This is a genomic window from Acinetobacter sp. (genome assembly GCF_045628685.1).
In the GTDB taxonomy this organism is placed as follows: Bacteria; Pseudomonadota; Gammaproteobacteria; order Pseudomonadales; family Moraxellaceae; genus Acinetobacter.
This window is the reverse complement of sequence record NZ_JAZQPV010000044.1, coordinates 1-20,648: the sequence shown is the minus strand read 5'-3', so window position 1 is coordinate 20,648 and position 20,648 is coordinate 1. Positions and strand designations below refer to the sequence as shown.

Annotated in this window: 15 protein-coding genes; 14 read left to right on the top strand and 1 reads right to left on the bottom strand. The window is 42.1% G+C overall.

Translation table 11 applies throughout. From position 1 onward, the window contains the following. Nucleotides 1-14: 14 nt before the first annotated feature. Nucleotides 15-2,543 carry a penicillin-binding protein PBP1a gene (gene ponA, locus ACKI4H_RS06105; protein ID WP_407304484.1) on the bottom strand — a complete coding sequence of 843 codons (2,529 nt, stop codon included), beginning with the start codon at nucleotides 2,541-2,543 and terminating at the stop codon, nucleotides 15-17. Nucleotides 2,544-2,708: 165 nt separating this feature from the next. Between ponA and ACKI4H_RS06100 the strand changes: the two genes are divergently transcribed. From ACKI4H_RS06100 to ACKI4H_RS06035, 14 genes are all read left to right on the top strand, one after another. After that, a complete protein-coding gene (locus ACKI4H_RS06100) occupies nucleotides 2,709-3,770 on the top strand; it encodes a pilus assembly protein PilM (RefSeq protein ID WP_407304483.1) in 1,062 nt (353 codons plus the stop codon). Beyond that, on the top strand, nucleotides 3,770-4,414 hold the full coding sequence (locus ACKI4H_RS06095) for a PilN domain-containing protein (RefSeq protein WP_407304482.1): 645 nt from the start codon (nucleotides 3,770-3,772) through the stop codon (nucleotides 4,412-4,414). The genes ACKI4H_RS06100 and ACKI4H_RS06095 overlap by 1 nt, the downstream gene beginning before the upstream one ends. Further along, a complete protein-coding gene (locus ACKI4H_RS06090; RefSeq protein ID WP_407304481.1) occupies nucleotides 4,411-5,136 on the top strand; it encodes a type 4a pilus biogenesis protein PilO in 726 nt (241 codons plus the stop codon). Before ACKI4H_RS06095 ends, ACKI4H_RS06090 begins: the two co-directional genes overlap by 4 nt. Next, complete coding sequence (locus ACKI4H_RS06085; protein WP_407304480.1) at nucleotides 5,136-5,663, top strand: pilus assembly protein PilP; 528 nt, start codon at nucleotides 5,136-5,138, stop codon at nucleotides 5,661-5,663. The genes ACKI4H_RS06090 and ACKI4H_RS06085 overlap by 1 nt, the downstream gene beginning before the upstream one ends. A 61-nt stretch (nucleotides 5,664-5,724) precedes the next feature. Then, entirely contained in the window at nucleotides 5,725-7,848 is a 2,124-nt protein-coding gene (gene pilQ, locus ACKI4H_RS06080) for a type IV pilus secretin PilQ (protein WP_407304513.1), read from the top strand. A gap of 36 nt (nucleotides 7,849-7,884) precedes the next feature. Next, nucleotides 7,885-8,433, top strand: a complete 549-nt coding sequence (gene aroK / locus ACKI4H_RS06075) for a shikimate kinase AroK (RefSeq protein WP_407304479.1) — start codon at nucleotides 7,885-7,887, stop codon at nucleotides 8,431-8,433. Nucleotides 8,434-8,450: 17 nt separating this feature from the next. Beyond that, entirely contained in the window at nucleotides 8,451-9,536 is a 1,086-nt protein-coding gene (gene aroB / locus ACKI4H_RS06070; RefSeq protein WP_407304477.1) for a 3-dehydroquinate synthase, read from the top strand. Nucleotides 9,537-9,539: 3 nt separating this feature from the next. Further along, nucleotides 9,540-10,388 carry a hypothetical protein gene (locus ACKI4H_RS06065; RefSeq protein WP_407304475.1) on the top strand — a complete coding sequence of 283 codons (849 nt, stop codon included), beginning with the start codon at nucleotides 9,540-9,542 and terminating at the stop codon, nucleotides 10,386-10,388. Nucleotides 10,389-10,845: 457 nt separating this feature from the next. Next, on the top strand, nucleotides 10,846-15,321 hold the full coding sequence (gene gltB / locus ACKI4H_RS06060) for a glutamate synthase large subunit (protein ID WP_407304511.1): 4,476 nt from the start codon (nucleotides 10,846-10,848) through the stop codon (nucleotides 15,319-15,321). Between the two features lie 73 nt (nucleotides 15,322-15,394). Next, nucleotides 15,395-16,816, top strand: coding sequence for an FAD-dependent oxidoreductase (locus tag ACKI4H_RS06055; protein ID WP_407304473.1), 1,422 nt, complete (start codon nucleotides 15,395-15,397; stop codon nucleotides 16,814-16,816). A 316-nt stretch (nucleotides 16,817-17,132) separates the two neighbouring features. Continuing rightward, nucleotides 17,133-18,008, top strand: a complete 876-nt coding sequence (locus ACKI4H_RS06050; protein WP_407304472.1) for a metal-dependent hydrolase — start codon at nucleotides 17,133-17,135, stop codon at nucleotides 18,006-18,008. A gap of 151 nt (nucleotides 18,009-18,159) precedes the next feature. Further along, nucleotides 18,160-18,750 carry a LemA family protein gene (locus ACKI4H_RS06045; protein ID WP_407304471.1) on the top strand — a complete coding sequence of 197 codons (591 nt, stop codon included), beginning with the start codon at nucleotides 18,160-18,162 and terminating at the stop codon, nucleotides 18,748-18,750. A gap of 106 nt (nucleotides 18,751-18,856) precedes the next feature. Beyond that, a complete protein-coding gene (locus ACKI4H_RS06040) occupies nucleotides 18,857-19,858 on the top strand; it encodes a TPM domain-containing protein (protein ID WP_407304509.1) in 1,002 nt (333 codons plus the stop codon). Then, complete coding sequence (locus tag ACKI4H_RS06035) at nucleotides 19,852-20,412, top strand: TPM domain-containing protein (protein WP_407304468.1); 561 nt, start codon at nucleotides 19,852-19,854, stop codon at nucleotides 20,410-20,412. Before ACKI4H_RS06040 ends, ACKI4H_RS06035 begins: the two co-directional genes overlap by 7 nt. Nucleotides 20,413-20,648: the final 236 nt, after the last annotated feature.

Sequence of the window (20,648 nt, the reverse complement as noted above, 5' to 3'; positions counted from 1 at the left end):
GGCTCTTTATGAGTTTATTCAAATACATCAATTAAACGTTCAAGTGCATCTGGTTTATTATTCCGGTTTTGCTCGTTTGAAGACGCTGCAGGATCTGTAGCCTGTATTTCTTCTCCAGGCAGGTCATCAAAGTCACGTTCAGGTGCACGTGCTGGAGCAACAGGTGCTGGACGGTATAATGGACGGGCCAGTGGAGGGGAAGAGCGATCTTCTCTCGCCGGTTCGCCAACCGTTATAGTCTGGGTGTGGTTAGTCGGTGCTTTTGCATTTTTGTCGAAATGAACCCATGCTGCTGGTGTACCTTTTAAGGCATTACCCATAAAGTTGGTCCAGATGGGTAATGCTGCAACGCCACCATATTCACGACGACCCAGTGTAGTGGGCTGGTCAAAACCGACCCATGCTACAGTAACCAGTTTGCCATTAAATCCGGCAAACCAGGCGTCTTTAGCATCATTGGTGGTACCTGTTTTACCGCCAATATCGCCACGACCAATTTTAAGTGCTGCACGACCTGTACCCTGTTGAATTACATCACGCAGAATATTGGCCATGTCATAAGCAGAGCTGGATTTTAAAATACGCTGTGCTTGGCGATATTTACTTTTTGATTCATTTAACTGCAATTGCGCCAGTTCTTTTTCAGCTTGCAAGGTTTGATTGGTGACTTCAATCACTTCGTCATCTGGAGTCACGGGTTCAGCTGATTCCTGTTCTGCATTATTTTGATTGATACATGAAATACAGGCATATTCCGGATTGCTTTGATAAATCACCTTGCCGTAAGCATCTTCAATGCGATCAATAAAATGCGGCTGAATACGGTAGCCACCATTGGCAAAAGTTGCATAACCTGTTGCCATTTGAATGGGAAGAACTTGTGGTGTGCCTAATGCAATGGTGTAGTTGCGAGGGATTTGATTTTCCTGCAGGCCAAAATCCATGAATAATTGGCGTGTACGTTCAATCCCGACAGTTTGTAACAATCGAACAGAAACGGTATTTCGAGATAAGTACAAGGCACGACGTAAAGGAATCATTCCCAAATAACGTCCATCCGAGTTTCTTGGTGACCATTTCCCAATGGTAATCGGATTGTCATTGACCATGCTATAAGGTGTCATGCCACGTTCGAGTGCTAAAGCATAGACAAACGGTTTAATGGTTGAACCCGGTTGACGCCAACCTTGTAAGGCACGATTAAACTTGGATTGGTAAAAATTATATCCCCCGACAATGGCTTCAATTGCACCGTTGTTTGGATTAATTGCAATTAATTGCCCTTGAGCTTTAGGAACTTGAACAAGCGCCCATGAGGTTTTATTGTCATTAGGACGTAATCGAATAATATCTTTAACTTTAACGATCTGAGACGCTTGACGTGGAGCAGGGCCGACACTGTTGGCATTTCGATAAGGATAAGCCCACGACATACCTGACCAAGGCACGGTTACGGTAGAGCCATCTTGCATCAGTGCATCAAAAGAATTGCTATTTACTTTGATGACTTTCGCGGGATATGTATTTGCATAGGCCTTGAATTCAGTCAGCGGTTTGTCGTTTGCTTCAGCACCGCGCCAACCATGGCGACGATCATAAGCCTCTAGCCCTTCTTGTACTGCCTGTTCTGCATAGGCTTGGCGCTTACTGTCAACGGTTGTATAAACTTTATAACCAGAATCAATGGCTTGTTCGCCAAATTTTTCGACCAGTTCAGAACGAACCATTTCTCCAACATACGGATGTTTGTTGTTAATACTGCGATCTGGCATATCGAGGTTGACGGGTTCAGCAATGGCTTTTTGATACTGAGACTGATTGATATAACCCAATTGCAGCATACGACCTAAAATCCAGTTTCGACGTTCCAAGGCGCGTGTTGGATTGACCACGGGATTATATTTAGACGGTGCTTTGGGCAGACCAGAAATCATCGCCATTTGGGCAATGCTTAGCTGATCCAGATTTTTGTTGTAATAAATTTTCGCTGCAGCAGCAATCCCGTAAGCATTTTTTCCTAAGAAAATTTTGTTTACATAGAGGGTTAAAATTTCTTCTTTGCTTAAGTTCTGTTCTATTTTTCGAGCAAGGAAGATTTCTGTGAGTTTGCGTTTCAGGGTGCGTTCAGGACTTAAATAATAATTTTTTGCGACTTGCATGGTGATGGTTGAACCACCAGTTTGCACATTTGATCCCGTGATTGTTTCACTGACTGCTCGTCCTAAGCCTTTAAAGCTAATGCCGCTATGCTCAAAGAAAGAAGAATCCTCGGCTGCGAGGAAGGCTGAAACGAAGGGTTTGGGAATTTGCTTGTATTCTACAGGGACAGATAACTTGCCACCATACTCTGCAATAAGTTCATTATCGGCACTATACACTTGCAAAGGCTTAAGTAACGGCGCCTTTTTTAAAGTGGTCATTTTAGGTAAGGATGGGGCAATATAGAGATACATGCCATAGAATCCCATGGGAATTGCGACCAAGACTATAATTATGATCAAAAAAAATGGATGAACCTGGCCCGAACAAGATAGCTTTTTCATAACAAGTAAGTTTTAATAAGAGCTAATGGCAAACTAATTGGCGGTCAGTATAGCCTTTACCCATACAGATTGTTAGATGCGTTATTGTATCTGTATAAAATTATAGACCAAGACTAATTAGTAGGTTACTTTTATTGGGGATAAAAAAATAATAGGAATTATATTGTGTTCAGGTTATATCGTAAGCCAAATAAGGGGTTAATTGGAGTAGATATTAGTTCTACTTCTGTTAAATTGTTAGAACTTTCTGTTAAAAGTGGTAACAGGTATTGGGTTGAAAGCTATGCGCTGGTGCCTTTACCTGAAGGTAGTGTTGTCGAAAAAAATATATTAAATCCAGAAGCGGTAGGGGATGCATTAGAGCGAGCATTCAATCTGGCAAATACTCAATCTACAGCTGCAGCACTTGCAATTCCAACTTCAATGGTTATTACCAAAACAATTGAGATGGATGCGGATATGACGGATGATGAACGAGAAGTTCAAATTCGCATGGATGCCGAGCAATATATTCCTTTCCCATTAGATGAAGCGAGTCTTGATTTTGAGGTAATGCCTGAACGTCTGGCAAACCCGAATCGGGTAAATGTGCTTTTGGTTGCAACCCGTATTGAAAATGTCGAAGCACGTTCTGAAGTATTGGAGCTTGCGGGCTTAATACCAAAAACTGCGGACGTTGAAAGTTTTGCAATCGAAAATGCGTATCAGGTATTTTCCGATACTTTGCCTATGGGTGTAAATACAGTCGGTATTTTAGATATCGGTCATACCATGACAACTTTATCTGTGATGCAAAATAATAAGGTGATTTATACCCGCGAGCAGGTATTTGGCGGTAAACAGCTCACTCAAGAAATTCAAAATCGCTATGGTTTGTCTTTTGAAGAAGCTGGCCGTGCCAAGAAAAGTCGCTCATTACCTGATGATTATGATGTTGAAGTTCTAGAGCCCTACTTGGAAGCAGTGGTTCAGCAGGCAGCACGATCATTGCAGTTCTTTTTCTCATCTTCTCAATTTAATGAGATCGATCATATTTTATTGGCAGGGGGTAATGCCAATATTCCGGGACTCGCGAAACTGTTACAACAAAAATTGGGTTATCGAGTGACTATTGCCAACCCATTTTTACAAATGGGCTTTTCTCCACAAATTGATATTAAAAAGATAGAGAACGATGCTTCTTCACTCATGGTGGCATGTGGTTTGGCATTGAGGAGTTTTGATTAATGGCGAGAATTAACCTGCTCCCTTGGCGTGATGAGCTAAGAGAGAAAAGAAAAAAAGAATTTATTACAATTTGTATAGGAATGGCATTAATCGGGGCTTTAGCAGTCACATTGGCATGGTTTTATTATGGTCATAAACTTGAGGATCAAGAACAAGCCAATCAACTCATTACCAGTACCAACCAAAACCTGGATGTACAATTAAAATCCCTGGAAGGTTTGGAAGCTCAACGAAATGCCATCATTGAACGCATGAAGTTGATTCAGGGCTTGCAAGGGCAGCGACCGATTGCGGTTCGCCTGATTGATGAAATGGTACGTGTTACGCCAAGCAATTTGTTCATTACTAAATTTGTCCGCACCGGTGATAAATTTACCATTGAAGGTAAGGCAGAAAGTCCAAACACAGTTGCAGAATTCTTGCGCAGTTTGGAAGCATCGGCTTGGTATAGAAACGCCTTTATGAATTCTTTCTTAGCCGTTGAAGAACAAAAAGATAAAGCGCCGAGTTCGGTAGTTCCGCGTGTGGAAGAGCGTTATGGTGCATTCGTGATTACTGCAGATTTAGATGAAATTGCACAACCGGTAATACCCGAAGTAGCAGCACAAAATCCAGCTAATTCAACAGCGGGGGCAGCACAATGAGTCTCGACGAATTTGATGAATTAAATCCAAAAGAAGGTGTTGTTACTCCTAAAAAGAAGATGACCTTAGATAAGTTTCTTCAGCAGTTCAATACCTTGGATATGAATAACTACGGGAGCTGGCCATTATCCGTTAAAATCACTTGCTGGATTTTAATTGTGGCGATGCTTGGTATTCTGGGATATTTTGCGCTGATTAAAGGTCAAATAGATGCAATTTCCAATGCCAACGCTCAAGAACAAAATTTGCTCAATGAATTTCGTGAAAAAGATTCAAAGCTGCGTAATTTACAACAGTTGCAAGCGCAGTTGCAGGAAATGGAAGCGAATTTTAATCAGCAACTTGAACAATTACCTAAAGAAACTGAAATCCCCGGACTGGTTGAAGACATTAATGTCAGTGGGGTGAATTCAGGTCTGAAATTTAAAAATATCCGTTTGGAAAATGAAATTAAGCAAGAGTTCTTTATTGAGCAGCCCATTTCGATTGAAGCAACTGGGGATTATCATGCCTTTGGTTCTTTTGTGAGTGGCATAGCGGCACTTCCACGAATTGTCACTTTGCATGATTTTGATATTACGGGAACGGAAAATAAAGAGAAAAAAACCGATATTCCTCAAATTACCTATAGCGTTAAAGCCAAAACCTATCGTTATATCGGTGCTACGGATACTCAAGCAGCAGATGCGAATTCAGCTGCTCCAGCTGGAGGAGCACAGTAATGAAAATAGAAAAAATGACTTTGAGCCTGATGTTAGGCTTGTTATTGGTGGGGTGTGATTCTCGTATTGATGCAGTCAATGAGCAAATGGCCAGTATTCGTAATCAGCCACCATTACCGATTGAACCGGCCCCAGTTTTTCCACCTGTACCAACATTTGACTATGCAGCGCATCAGCTGAAAAGCCCTTTTTTGCCGAGCTCACTGGCTGCTGAATTAAGGGTTATGGCAGGAAAACGTGTCTATCCTAACCTGTCACGTCAACTGCAGCCTTTAGAAAGCTATGCCATCGAATCCTTGAACATGAAAGGAAGCATGCGTAACCAGTCGGGGCAGATTCTGGCATTAATTCAAACGCCAGATGGTGAAATAGAGCGTATACAACGTGGTAGCTACATGGGTGTGAATCATGGTCGTGTGGTGCGTATCACGCCAACACAAATCGATCTTATGGAAATTATTCCAGATGGACGGGAAGGATATGTAGAGCGTCCAAGAAGTCTGATATTAATTGGACCCGCGCCTTAAGTTTAAAGGAATAAAAATGAATAATAGTTTTAAAGATTTTATATTTGGGGATGGCAATACGATGAACCATTTGTTCCGTCAATTTTCTATGGGTGCGGTGGCAATCGCAGTAATGCAAGTTGCCAATGCACAAGTCAGTATTACCAATATTGTACCGATGCAGGTTGCAGGTCAGGGTACTGAAATTCGTGTCATGTTTAATGGTTTGCCGCCACAGCCGCAAGCTTATCAATTAGAGCAGCCATCACGTCTGATTCTGGATTTTGATAAAGCACAGCAAAATTTAAAGCAAAATAGCATTGCAGTTGCAACCAAAGAAGCCAGTTCTGTTGATGTGAGTTCTGATGCTCAGCGTTCACGTTTAACTGTGAATTTGGCGGATGCCGGTGCCTTTACCACACGCGTAGAAGGCAATACTTTTATTTTAAAAATTAATTCGGCTGCGGGTAATGCATTTGTACCTCAGCAGGTAGCAGCTCAAAGCCAAAGATTAGCCCAAGGCATTTCCAATATTGGCTTCCAGCGCGGTGGTCAAGGTGAAGGGCAGGTTGTTATTGATTTGCTCGGTGCAAACACCCAGGTGGATGTACAACAGCAAGGCAGTAAAGTTGTTGTACGTACTTTAGGGAATAAAGTGCCTGCACATTTGGCACGTCGTTTAAATGTGAATGATTTTGCTACGCCAGTTTCTACGATTGATGCAAATAATAATGGGGGAAATGGTGTAATTACCATTCAGACTTCTGGTAGCTATGAATATATGGCTTATCAGGCAGACAATAAACTCACCATTAGTTTAAAACGACCTGAAGATAAAAATCCGCTCAAACCTAAAGCCGCCAATAGTTATACCGGTAAAAAGATATCTCTAGATTTTCAGGATATTGAAGTGCGTCGTGTACTTCAATTGTTAGCAGACTTTACTGAAATCAATATGGTGACTGCCGATACAGTACAAGGGAATATTACTTTACGCTTAAAAGATGTACCTTGGGATCAGGCATTAGATATTATTCTAAAAACCAAGAATCTAGATAAACGCCGTAATGGCAATGTGATTTGGATTGCACCCGTTTCTGAATTAATTAAAGCAGAAGAAGAACAGGCGAAAGCGATCGAGCAAAGTGTAAAACTGGCACCAATACAAACCGAGTATATGCAACTCAGCTATGCAAAGGTTGCCGATATTGAAAAACTGATTACCCAAACAAAATCTTCAAATAATTCAAATTCAAATTCTGGGACTAGTAACAACAATAATACAAGTGAAAGTTTATTAAGCTCACGCGGCACTATATCTGCTGATGCACGAACCAATACACTGATTATTAATGATACTGCACAGAATATTGATAAAGTCCGAAAAATGGTTGACTTGCTAGACATCCCAGTGAAGCAGGTGATGGTGGAAGCCCGTATTGTTCGTGCTTCAACAGAGTTTAGTAAAGAGATGGGCGTGAAGTGGGGCATTTTATCGCAAGGGATTAACCAAAATAATGACTTGTTGGTGGGGGGTAGTGATCAAACTTTATGGGATTTAAAAACACCTGATGATGATGGTAAATATACCATTCAACGTCCAGATAACTTAAATGTGGATTTAGGTGTAGCTAATGCAGCAGGTAAAATTGCCTTTGGCTTAATCAGCTTGTCTGACTTTATGCTAGATTTGGAACTTTCTGCATTGCAAGCAGACGGTTATGGTGAAGTGATTTCTACACCTAAAGTCCTCACTGCAGACAAACAAACAGCCAAAGTCTCATCAGGTACGCAAATTCCATATCAATCTTCAGAAGGTGGTGGTGCAAATGCAGTTTCAACCACTGAATTTATTGATGCGACCCTAAGCTTAGATGTAACACCAAGTATTACCCCTGATGGTAAAGTTCAAATGCTACTTAACATCACCAGTGATACTCCAGGAAATCCAACACCGACCGGTCAATTGACGATTAACAAAAATCAAATCAATACCAATGTTCTGGTAGATAATGGAGAGACTGTGGTTCTTGGGGGTATTTTTGAGCAAGAAACTCGTAATGGTCAAACCAAAGTACCATTCTTGGGTGATATCCCTTACGTAGGTCGTTTATTCCGTAAAGATATCAAGTCTGACAATAAGCGTGAGCTATTGATTTTTGTTACACCACGAATTGTTAATGACAGTGTTTCAAGAAATCATTAATATATTTTGAATTTAGCAAAATAAATAGGTGACTCCTTGCCAAGCAATGAGTTTGAAACCCTACCAAATATTTATTTGGTAGGGCCAATGGGGGCTGGGAAAACAACTGTTGGCCGACATTTGGCGGAACTGTTAGGTCGGGAATTTCTTGATAGTGATCATGAAATTGAACGCAAAACAGGAGCGACAATTCCTTGGATTTTTGAAAAAGAAGGTGAAAAGGGATTTCGTAACCGTGAAACCATGGTGATCGATGAACTTACAGCTCGTACGCAACTGGTTCTGGCAACTGGTGGTGGTGCAGTGACCCAAGCTCCCAATCGTGAATTTTTAAAACAACGTGGAATTGTTGTTTACCTCTATACTCCTGTTGAAATCCAACTACAGCGTACCTACCGGGATAAAAACCGTCCTTTATTGCAAGTTGAAAACCCTGAACAAAAGTTACGTGATTTATTGGCACTTCGCGATCCTTTATATCGGGAAATTGCACATTATATTATTGAAACCAATGAGGGGGCTGCTCGTGATTTAGCCCAGCAAATCTTACATATGATTGTTTCTCAAGAAGCAGATTTAGTCTAATTAACGGTTTTAATTTCATGCAAACTTTATATGTTGAACTCGGTGATCGCCGCTATCCTATTTTTATTGGCAGTGATTTAAATCCACAATCATTACTTGAACCGTATATTCACGGCAAACAGGTCATGATTGTGACCAATACAACGGTTGCACCGTTGTATTTGGAGCATTATATGATTGCGATTGAAGCTGTAGGAAAAACAGTTGCAACATGTATTTTGCCTGATGGGGAACAATACAAGAACATTGAACATTTAAATTTGATTTTTGATGCCTTGTTAGAAGCAGGCTTTAATCGTGATGCTACAGTTTTAGCGCTGGGTGGTGGTGTGATCGGCGATATGGCAGGCTTTGCCTCTGCATGTTTTCAACGTGGCGTATATTTTATTCAGGTTCCGACTACGCTTCTGTCCCAAGTGGATTCAAGTGTGGGAGGGAAAACCGGTATTAATCATCCCTTGGGTAAAAACATGATTGGTGCTTTCCAGCAGCCGCAAGTCGTGTTGGCCGATATGTCGCAGCTTTCTACTTTACCTGATCGTGAATTATCAGCAGGTCTGGCAGAAGTGATTAAATATGCCTTATTGGGCGATCTGGATTTCTTGGAGTGGCTTGAGAAAAATATGGATGGGCTGGTTGGGCGTGATTCAGCATTACTGGCTGAAGCGGTCTACCGTTCTTGCGCACATAAGGCAAGGATTGTGGCTAATGATGAAAAAGAACAAGGTGAGCGTGCCTTACTTAATTTGGGGCATACCTTTGGTCATGCGATTGAATCTTACTTAGGATATGGCGTTTGGTTACACGGTGAAGCGGTTGCAACCGGTATGGTGATGGCTGCGGATTTGTCGCAACGCATGGGCTGGATTTCAGTTGAAGATCTAGAACGTACAAAAAAAATCATTCAACGTGCCCATTTACCCGTAAAATGCCCCGCTATTCCACTTGATGAATTCCTCGCATTTATGGCACATGATAAAAAAGTGCTGAATGGACAGTTACGTCTGGTTCTCATGAAATCTTTAGGACAGGCGATAATTGCCAAAGAGTTCGATGTGGAATTGATGAAACAAGCGATTTTAGCGAATCAACAGAAGGCATGATTTATGACAACCATCCGTACACAATGGCAACGTATTCAAAACTATATCTGGCTGGTGTGTGGGGTGGTGTGCCTGTTTGCAGCACTTATTTTTTGGGCAATCACAGATAGGGAGGCATTGGTAGAAGTAGAAAAATCTGCTGAAACTGAATCTGAATTGCAAATCCAACCGGAAAAAGTGGCTGCAACCAGCCTTCTTGGCGCACTTCAAAAAGAAGTCCGACCTTTAGAAATGACCACGCGTGTGGTCAATACGGGAAGCTATGAACCTGAATTTCGTGGCAGCAAATTTATCAATGACAATAAAAATGCGGCGACTATTGAACTGTTTCGAGCGACCAAAGACGATGTAATTCGAAGTTTCCTAAAAAAACAGCCTGATCGTAACAATTTTTACTACATTCGCTTAAGTGGCGAAAATCACATTGAACAATATGTATTGCTTTATGGTATCTATCGAAATAGCGATCAAGCAAAACAAGCCCTGCAACAATTACCATTCCAGTTTCCCCAGTCTATTCAGCCTCAAGTTCAGGATATGGAAACTTATGCTGCCTTGGTTAACGACATGGGCGCAGATGAAATGGGTTCTAATAAAAAATTGTATGCAATCAATTTGAAAGCTGCACCCTTACCTCGCGTTGACGAGAGTCTATTGGCTGTCGTACCTAAACCTAAGCCGACTGTACCTGTAGCTGAGCCTAAAGCAGCAACCACAACTACAACGGTTACACGTCGCGATGAAGATGGTAATGTGGTTGATACGCAGCAATCATATTCTTCAGTTGAATCTGCACCGAAAAAAAATGGCAATAAACTTGCAGAAACTGAAATTAGTGATCCATTTAATTAAAAAATAGAGTTCTAAAATAGAGCAAATTAAGTTATAAAAATATTTATACGCACGAATATGGTGCGAAAAATGTGTTCAAGAAAATAAGATGAAGCGGATGAAACACGAATATTTCTATATTTAAAACATTTAGCTTTGTCTTTTTTAAATTGGCATCATTTTTGCTTAATTGGTGCATGAATTGAGTTATTGTCCCTATTTTGGCGCGAAAAGATTCAAGGATTGTGCGAAGTTGCTGAATTTTCCTGCTTTAAAAGAGTGCGTAACATCAGCAAAAAACATTTTTTAATTGATTCATGCATAGAAGATGAAATGCGACTATCTTAAGTATGTGAAGAAAATGATTCTGCCCAATCTTGATCTGAGTGTGAGTAAATTGGACTAAATCACAAAGAAGATATTTGATTGTTAGATGCCCGCTTTATGGGCCATGTTGAAAGAAGGGTACGCTATGCACATGCCATCGCCTAATACTGTAGCTCCCGCTCAAGGTTTATACCAACCGGATGAGTTTAAAGATAACTGTGGTTTCGGTTTAATCGCCCATATGCAGGGTGATGCAAGCCATGATTTGGTCAAGACCGCGATTCATAGTTTAAGTTGTATGACCCACCGTGGTGGGATTGCCGCAGATGGCAAGACAGGAGATGGTTGTGGTTTATTGCTGGCTATGCCGAAAGCATTTTTCCGTGAAGAAGCAAAAAAACTCAGTGACATCACTTTAAGTGAAGTATTTGCAGTCGGTACTGTATTTTTAAATCTTGATCCAGCAATTGCAGCGCATTCGAAACAGGTTTTAGCCAAAGAAATTGAATCTGAAGGTCTAAAAGTTCTTGCTTGGCGTCTAATCCCCACCAATATTGATGCGTTGGGTGAAATTGCCCTTCAGTCGATGCCGGCATTTGAACAGATTATTGTCAATTGCCCAATGGGTGTCACTGAAGTTGAATTTAACCGTAAATTATTCCTGGCACGTCGTCGTGCGGAACAATTACTGAGCAATGATTCTTCATTCTATGTCACCACATTGTGTTCAACAGTCATCACCTATAAAGGTTTGATGATGCCTGAAGCAATCGCAGACTTTTATACCGATTTAGCCGATCCGCGTCTGGAATCGCACATCGTGGTCTTCCATCAGCGTTTCTCGACCAATACCTTGCCGCGCTGGCCGTTGGCACAGCCATTCCGTTATCTTGCACACAATGGTGAAATCAACACCATTACTGCAAACCGTAACTGGGCAATGGCACGTGTGCCAAAGTTTGAAAATCCATTGCTTCCGGGTCTAACTGAGCTTAATCCAATTGTAAACCGTACCGGTTCAGATTCTTCAAGCCTGGACAATATGCTTGAAATCCTGGTCGGTGGTGGTATGGACCTGTTCCGTGCACTACGCATGCTGGTTCCACCTGCGTGGCAGAACGTGGAAACACTAGATGCCGATCTGCGTGCATTCTACGAGTTTAACTCTAAGCACATGGAAGCATGGGACGGGCCTGCAGGTCTGGTGATTCAGGATGGTCGTCATGCTATCTGTATGCTGGATCGTAATGGTTTGCGTCCTGCACGTTGGGTGATTACTAAAAATGGTTACATCACACTTGCATCAGAAATTGGGGTTTGGGGTTATCAGCCTGAAGATGTCATTTCTAAAGGTCGTGTTGGGCCAGGGCAAATTCTGGTGATTGATACACTCACGGGTAAATTGCTTGATACTCAAGATGTCAGCAACCATTTGAAAAAAATGCGTCCTTACCGTGAATGGTTACGTGAAAACTCAATTCGTCTACAAGGCAGCCCAGAACTTGAAGAATATTTATGTGATCAAGGCTTAAAAGGCGATGCCCTAAAAGCCTCACAGAAAATGTTCATGGTAACGTTTGAAGAGCGTGATCAATTGCTTCGTCCAATCGCAGAAAGCGGTCAGGAAGCAGTCGGTTCAATGGGTGATGATACGCCAATGGCGGTATTGTCACGTCAGGTTCGTCATGTATCGGATTACTTCCGTCAACAGTTCGCGCAAGTTACCAATCCACCGATCGATCCATTACGTGAATCGATCGTGATGTCGTTGGAAACTTGTTTGGGCCGTGAGCAAAACGTATTTGAACAAAGCCCTGAACATGCAGATCGCCTGATCATTTCAAGTCCAGTACTTTCAAACTCAAAAATGCATCAGATGCGTACCTTGGGTCGTAAAGGTTACGAAATTGCAGACATCGACTTGAACTATGTAGCAAGCGAAGGTTTGCAGGCTGCGATTGCACGTATCTGTGAGGAAGCGGCTCAAGCGATTCGTGATGGCAAAACTTTACTGGTGCTTTCTGACAAGAAAATTCGTGAAGGTTATTTACCCGCCAATGCCTTGATGGCAACAGGTGCGGTGCATCATCACTTGATTCAAGCCGGTTTACGTACCGATGCAAACATCATTGTAGAAACAGCCTTGGCACGTGATGCGCACCAATTTGCGGTGATCTTAGGTTTTGGTGCCACTGCAATTTATCCATATTTAGCTTATGACGTGATCAATGACCTGATTGCCAAAGGTGAATTGTTGGGTGATCCAATTCATGCCCAAGCGAATTTCCGTAAAGGCATTGAGAAAGGCCTGCTCAAAGTTCTTTCTAAAATGGGCATCTCAACTGTTGCTTCTTACCGTGGTGGTCAGTTATTTGAAGCCGTTGGTTTGTCGAATGAAGTGGTTGATAAATGCTTCACCGGCGTGCCAAGCCGTATTCAAGGTGCAACATTTGCAGACCTTGAAAATGATCTTAAAAAATTGGCTGAAAATGCGTGGAAAGCCCGTAAGCCAATCGATCAGGGTGGTTTGCTGAAATTCGTGTTTGACAAGGAATATCATGCATTTAATCCAGATGTGATCAATTCGCTTCATAAAGCAGTACGCTCAGGCGATTATGCTGACTTTAAAGAATATGCACAGTTGGTAAATAACCGTCCGATTACCACGATTCGTGATTTATTCAAACTAAAAACAGACAATTCAATTGCACTGGATCAAGTGGAATCTGTAGAAGAAATTCTGCCACGTTTTGACTCTGCAGGGATGTCACTCGGTGCGTTGTCTCCTGAAGCGCATGAAGCGATTGCAATTGCCATGAACACTATTGGTGGTCGTTCAAATTCGGGTGAGGGCGGCGAAGATCCTGCACGTTATGGCACCATCCGCAACTCGAAAATCAAACAGATTGCATCAGGTCGTTTTGGTGTTACACCGGCTTATTTAACTTCTGCTGAAGTGTTGCAGATTAAAGTGGCGCAAGGTGCGAAACCGGGTGAAGGTGGTCAGTTACCGGGTGGTAAAGTGAATGGCTTAATTGCACGTTTACGTTATTCCGTTCCGGGTGTAACCCTTATTTCACCGCCACCGCACCATGACATCTACTCAATTGAAGATTTGTCACAATTGATCTTTGACTTAAAACAAGTCAATCCTCAAGCGATGGTATCTGTGAAACTGGTATCTGAACCCGGTGTCGGCACAATTGCGGCAGGTGTAGCAAAAGCATATGCCGATTTCATTACCATTTCTGGTTATGACGGTGGTACTGCGGCATCGCCATTGTCTTCAATTCACCATGCAGGTTCGCCATGGGAATTGGGCCTAAGTGAGGCACATCAAGCGCTTCGCGTAAATGACCTGCGTGGCAAAGTACGCGTACAAACCGATGGTGGCTTGAAAACTGGTTTAGACGTGGTTAAAGCGGCTATTTTGGGTGCAGAAAGCTTCGGCTTTGGTTCAACGCCAATGATCGCATTGGGTTGTAAATACCTGCGTATTTGCCACTTGAACAACTGTGCAACCGGTGTAGCAACTCAGCAAGACCATTTACGTCAAGAGCATTATATTGGCGAACCAGAAATGCTGATTAATTTCTTCCACTTTATTGCAGAAGAAACCCGTGAATGGTTAGCGGCTTTAGGCGTTTCAAGCTTGAAAGACTTGATTGGCCGTACAGATTTGCTTGAAGTATTACCCGGTGAAACGGACAAACATGCTCACTTGGACTTAAGTGCATTGTTAACTTCTCATCCTTCTGCTGAAGGTAAAGCGCAATATTGCCAAGTTCAGGGTAATGCACCATTTGATAAAGGCCTGCTTGCAGAGAGAATGGTTGATGAGATGCTTCCGACCATTGAAGCAGGTAAGACTGGTGAGTTTAGCTTCAATGTTGTGAACTGTGACCGTTCAATTGGTGCACGTATTTCAGGTGAAATTGCGCGTCGTTATGGCAACTTGAGTATGGAAGCACATCCTGTTGTTATGAATTTGAAAGGTACTGCAGGTCAGTCACTGGGTGTTTGGAATGCCGGTGGTTTGCATATCAAACTTGAAGGTGATGCCAACGATTACGTCGGTAAAGGTATGGCTGGCGGTCGTATCTCGATCTTCCCGCCAAAAGGTTCGCCGTTCCAGACTCAAAATACCGCAATCATTGGTAATACATGCCTGTATGGTGCAACTGGCGGTAAAATCTTTGCTGCAGGTACTGCAGGCGAACGTTTTGCAGTGCGTAACTCGGGTGCATTTGCCGTGATTGAAGGTGCGGGCGATCACTGCTGTGAATATATGACTGGTGGTATTGTGACTGTACTGGGTAAAGTTGGTCATAACTTCGGTGCAGGTATGACAGGTGGTTTTGCTTATGTACTTGACCTTGATAATGACTTCGTGGATCACTATAACCATGAGTTGATCGAGTTAAATCGTATTTCTACAGAAGCGATGGAAGAACATCAAGAGTTCTTGTGCCGCATCTTGGATGAACACATTAAAGAAACAGGTAGTGCTTGGGCGTACAAGATCCGCAACGAGTTTGATTTTTACAGCCGTAAATTCTGGCTTGTAAAACCAAAAGCTGCTAATTTGCAAACGCTTTTGAAAACGACTAAAGCTGATCCACAATAATTCCACTACTGCAGATTTGATAGGCAGGTGTAGCGGATAAATAAACCGACTACACCTACCCACGGAGAGAGACATGGCAGAGCGCCTAAACAATGACTTTCAATTCCTGGATGTAGCACGCCAAGATCCAGAGAAAAAAGATCTAACTGTCCGCAAAGCAGAGTTTGTGGAAATTTATAAACCTTTTACAGCGGAAATTGCGAGTAATCAATCGCACCGTTGTTTAGGCTGTGGTAATCCGTATTGTGAATGGAAATGTCCGGTACATAATTATATTCCAAACTGGTTAAAACTAATTGCTGAAGGTCGTATTTTTCAGGCAGCTGAACTTTGTCATCAAACCAATACATTGCCTGAAGTGTGTGGTCGTGTATGCCCGCAAGACCGTTTATGTGAAGGTGCTTGTACCCTAAATGACGGTTTTGGTGCAGTTACTATTGGTAATGCTGAAAAATATATCAATGATACCGCTTTTGCTTTGGGCTGGCGTCCAGATATGTCCAACGTGAAATGGACAGATAAAAAAGTCGCAATTATTGGTGCAGGTCCTGCAGGCCTAGGCTGTGCAGACATTCTGGTACGTAATGGTGTTAAACCGGTTGTATTTGATAAACGTCCTGAAATTGGCGGTTTGCTGACTTTCGGTATTCCAGAATTCAAGATGGAAAAAGACGTCATGAAACGCCGCCGTGAAATTTTCGCGGGAATGGGTGTGGAATTCCGTCTAAATACCGAAATTGGTACAGACATTACCATTGAGCAACTTCTTGCCGATTACGATGCCGTGTTCATGGGTATGGGAACATATACCTACATGAAAGGCGGTTTCGCCGGTGAAGACCTTGATGGTGTGTATGATGCGCTTGATTTCCTGATAGCCAACGTGAATCGTACGCAAGGCTGGGAAAAAGACGTAGCTGAATACATCAGTGTTGAAGGTAAAAAGGTGATTGTACTGGGCGGTGGCGACACTGCGATGGACTGTAACCGTACTTCAATTCGTCAAGGCGCTGAATCAGTGGTATGTGCTTACCGCCGCGATGAAGAAAATATGCCGGGTTCTCGCCGCGAAGTGAAAAACGCACGCGAAGAAGGTGTGGATTTTATGTTCAATCGTCAGCCAATTGAAATTATGGGTGAAAATGGCAAAGTGACTGGCGTTAAAGTGGTCACTACCCAATTGGGTGAGCCTGATAGCCGTGGCCGTCGTAGCCCGGAACCCGTTCCAGGTTCAGAAGAAGTTTTAGCTGCGGATGCAGTGCTTTTAGCTTTCGGTTTCCGTGCAAGCCCTGCAGACTGGTTTGCGAGTGCAAATATTGGTCTGGATGGTTCAGGTCGTGTGGTTGCAGCTGAAAAGCAGCAATACCGCTTCCAGACCTCTAATCCGAAAATATTTGCCGGCGGTGATATGGTTCGTGGTTCTGACCTGGTTGTCACTGCAATCTGGGAAGGTCGTGAAGCAGCTGAAGGTATCTTGGATTACTTGGATATATAAGCAGGGTTTCTCATCTGATTAAGCTTTAAATGAATTTTAAAAACCCACTTCGGTGGGTTTTTTATATTGAGGAAATGAAAAAGCAGTAAATGTAATGGAGATTCTCACCCTTTGGGAGAGAGTTAGAGAGATGGAGCGAATCTAAAAAGTGGCTTGTGAGAATCTGAAAACACATCGGGTGAAGAACAGGAAGCGTTTTACAAGAATAAACTTTTGAACCTTTTCGCTAATTCAACAAGCGCTTTTGCCATATCTGCTTTAAAAATTGCTGTCCATACTGATGTCATTGTCCGATCAAATTTTCAGGATTAACTACATGACAGAATTGACGACAGAAAAATTATATTTAAATCGTCCCAAAGCGATCGGGATTACAGTCAGAAAACTACAATTTAACCCAAAGGCCATTCGCCGGCATTATTTCGCCAATTCTCCAGTAATGTCACATATGCTCACAGCACTTTCTTCGACATTTCCCATTGGGGAGCAATTCTTTGTGCATAGCGTTCGCAATGTGCGTGATAAAGTCAAATATGAAAAGTTGCAGGCACAGATCACGGCTTTTATTGGACAAGAAGCGATGCACTCCAAAGCGCATGCCGAATTCAATAAGGCTTGGCGAAGTGATGATTATAATTTAGATCGCTTTCAGACATGGCTCGCGCGTAAAAATGAGTATGTCAAAAAACTGCATCCTAAAATTCAACTAGCAATTACCTGTGCTTTTGAGCATTTCACTGCCTTACTTGGCGGCTATATTCTGAGGCATCCGGAAGTTTTAGCTACTTTAGATGAGGATGCGGTGAAGCTTTGGGTGTGGCATGCCATTGAAGAAATTGAACATCGTGCAGTGGCTTTCGATGTGTATCAAACCGTATATGGCGATGATAAAATTCGACGTATGATCATGCGAAGTGTCACCACAGGTTTTGCCAGTCTCACTTTTTATTCCGCAACACGATTATTTCTACAAGACAAAGCTAAAAGTTTGCCTAAGGTGGGCGGAAATTTTTTTGGTCTTTACTTGCTCGGCAAGATGTTTATCCAGCTTTTGCCAGAATACTTGTCTTACTTTAAAGCTGATTTTCATCCTTCAGAAATTGATTACACTAAAATTGTGAATTATTGGAAAGAGCGCTTGGCAGGAGATTATCAGATGGAAAGTTTCCAACCTGAATTAAAGCCAGTTTGAATCGATGCATGCAATAATAAAGGGCATATAGAAATATTGCCCTTTTTTTATAGAAGATATTGAAATACTGAAAATAAACAGAACTAGGCCTAAATATGTTTACAATAAAAATATTCAAACAAATACAAAGAAATATAGAGGATATAGATAAATGAATGTAATGAAAAAAAGTTTAGTCACTATGACTCTAGTGAGTACTTTGACATTATCGGGTTGTGGCTATAACACTTTGCAGGTGAAAGATGAAGCAGTGACGGCATCCTGGTCTGAAGTGCAAAACCAATATCAGCGCCGTGCAGACCTTGTACCAAATTTGGTCAATGTGGTGAAAGGCTATGCCAAACATGAAGAGCAAGTGCTGACAGAAGTCACTCAAGCACGTGCTAATGTAGCAGGCTTAAAAGTAGATAAAGAAGTTTTGGAAGATCCTGCCTTATTCCAGAAATATCAAGAAGCACAGGCGCAGATGACCAGTGCATTATCACGTTTAATTGCGGTGTCTGAAAATTATCCTGACTTAAAAGCCAATGAACAATTCCGTGATTTACAAGTCCAACTTGAAGGTACTGAAAACAGGATTGCAGTCGCGCGTAATCGTTATATTACGACAGTTCAAGACTTTAACTCCTATTCGCGCCAGTTCCCACAAGTCATGACGGCTAAAGTCATTGGCATGAATCCGAAACCGAATTTCAGTGCTGAACCAGGCGCACAAAATGCACCTAAAGTATCTTTCGACTAAATCATTGATTGCTGAATAAGGATTGCCGATGTCTGATTCTTATAAACAATACATCTTGCGCATAAAAAGGATAGTTGCAGTTTTCTTACTGGGCTTTAGTGCGCTGATGTGTTCACTTAGCTGGAGTGAAGTTGCAACTGCTACAGATGAGGGTGCAGATGCTGTCGTGGTCGGCAAAATTCTTCAAGGTCAACAGCAGACGTCTCAAAATGAAACAACCAGAAAAGAAAATACTGAAACAACGGCTCAATCCCCGCAAATTGCCAATGATATGGCGGAAGGAGAATCCATACGTGGATTGCCGACCTTAAATGAGCCAGTTGTTGATCAGGCAAATATATTAACTGAAAGCCAGAAGCAGGAAATTAGTCAGCGAATTCTAGCGCTTCATCAACAAGGCAAGGCACAAATTGGGGTAGTGATTGTGCCTACTACAGGGCAAGAAGACATTTTTGATTTTGCCATGCGTATTGCGGAAAAATGGCAACTCGGTTCAGCCAAGCAAGACAATGGTTTGCTGATGGCGATTGCAGAGAATGATCATCGTATCCAAATTCTGACGGGTTACGGCTTGGAAGGTGTAATCCCTGATATTGTGGCCAGTCGGATTATTCGAAATCAGATCACTCCTTATTTTAAACAGGCGCAATATGCCCAAGGGATTGATGCGGGTCTGGTTGAAATAGAACGAATACTCAATATGGATCCCGAAGTAGCCCAGAAAGCTGCACAAGAGCTGAAAGAGCGTCAAGAAAAAGCTTTGCATGAACAACAAGCCAAAGAGAAAACTTTTAGTACTGCCTTGTTTATTTTAATCGCAGGAATTGTTGGCTCGTTTATTGTGGGCAAACCTTTAAGTGCATCTACTGCTGCAGTTGCTGGAACAGTAGCGGGTTTGGTGAATGGAGCTGGACTGGTCACCAGTTTATTGATTGGTGGTGGGATTTTCTTTTTACTGATTACTGCTATTGCGCAAACTATTTTTCAGCTGTTTTTAGCGTCTGCAGGTCGTGGCGGTGGAGGACGTGGCGGCGGCTTTGGAGGTGGCGGTGGTTTTGGCGGAGGAGGCGGTGGTTTTGGCGGAGGAGGGGCATCAGGCTCATGGTAGTAAAAACAGAAACGACAGAGATTGTCACGCAACCTAAAATAGAAGAACTAGCTCAACCCAGCTTGAAGCGCTGGTTAAAGCATTTTCTTTATATGCCTGCGGCTAAACGTTATTTTTCCAAGCAAGATCAACATGCAATTGCCCAAGCTGTTACTGAGGCAGAGCATGGACATGTGGGTGAAATTCAGGTCGTGATTGAAGGTTGTATTCCAGCTAATCAAGCTTATAACCAAAATACACGGATGCGTGCACAACAACTGTTTGCTGAACTGGGTGTATGGGATACTGAATATAATAGTGGTGTGCTTTTATATCTTAATTTATGTGAACGAAAAGTAGAAATCGTGATTGATCGGGGAATAAGGAAAGCAACGGAACAAGTCGTTTGGGATGAGATTTGTCAAAAAATGATTAAGCAACTTTCACGACATCAATATCGAGATGCTGTGATGACAGGTGTATTTAGCATAGGCGAAGTATTAAATGCGTTTTACGCGCACTCAACAACGGATCAGCATAATGAATTAAGTAATAAGCCAATCATATTGGGCTAGGAAATGGTAGCTAAGTGACAAAAAATGTCATTTTTTTACCAAAATAAACAATAAAGCTACGTTGTAACAATTTTATTTTTTTAAAGTGCTGTTTTTTCTGTTAATTTTATTATAATCAAATTTGGCACAGTTAGTGCTAACTATAAATTAGCTTATAAAGCTTATAAATAAACAAAAACATTTGTGGAGAATGTTATGAACGCTATGCAAAAAGGTTTTACTTTAATTGATACTCC

Excerpts from the sequence above, each read along its gene's own strand:
- ACKI4H_RS06065 (WP_407304475.1), top strand. The coding sequence starts at position 9,540 with ATGACAACCATCCGTACACAATGGCAACGTATTCAAAACTATATCTGG.
- pilQ (WP_407304513.1), top strand. The coding sequence starts at position 5,725 with ATGAACCATTTGTTCCGTCAATTTTCTATGGGTGCGGTGGCAATCGCA.
- ACKI4H_RS06090 (WP_407304481.1), top strand. The coding sequence starts at position 4,411 with ATGAGTCTCGACGAATTTGATGAATTAAATCCAAAAGAAGGTGTTGTT.
- gltB (WP_407304511.1), top strand. The coding sequence starts at position 10,846 with ATGCCATCGCCTAATACTGTAGCTCCCGCTCAAGGTTTATACCAACCG.
- ACKI4H_RS06045 (WP_407304471.1), top strand. The coding sequence starts at position 18,160 with ATGAATGTAATGAAAAAAAGTTTAGTCACTATGACTCTAGTGAGTACT.
- ponA (WP_407304484.1), bottom strand. The coding sequence starts at position 2,543 with ATGAAAAAGCTATCTTGTTCGGGCCAGGTTCATCCATTTTTTTTGATC.
- ACKI4H_RS06035 (WP_407304468.1), top strand. The coding sequence starts at position 19,852 with ATGGTAGTAAAAACAGAAACGACAGAGATTGTCACGCAACCTAAAATA.
- ACKI4H_RS06050 (WP_407304472.1), top strand. The coding sequence starts at position 17,133 with ATGACAGAATTGACGACAGAAAAATTATATTTAAATCGTCCCAAAGCG.
- aroB (WP_407304477.1), top strand. The coding sequence starts at position 8,451 with ATGCAAACTTTATATGTTGAACTCGGTGATCGCCGCTATCCTATTTTT.
- ACKI4H_RS06040 (WP_407304509.1), top strand. The coding sequence starts at position 18,857 with ATGTGTTCACTTAGCTGGAGTGAAGTTGCAACTGCTACAGATGAGGGT.
- ACKI4H_RS06055 (WP_407304473.1), top strand. The coding sequence starts at position 15,395 with ATGGCAGAGCGCCTAAACAATGACTTTCAATTCCTGGATGTAGCACGC.
- ACKI4H_RS06085 (WP_407304480.1), top strand. The coding sequence starts at position 5,136 with ATGAAAATAGAAAAAATGACTTTGAGCCTGATGTTAGGCTTGTTATTG.
- ACKI4H_RS06095 (WP_407304482.1), top strand. The coding sequence starts at position 3,770 with ATGGCGAGAATTAACCTGCTCCCTTGGCGTGATGAGCTAAGAGAGAAA.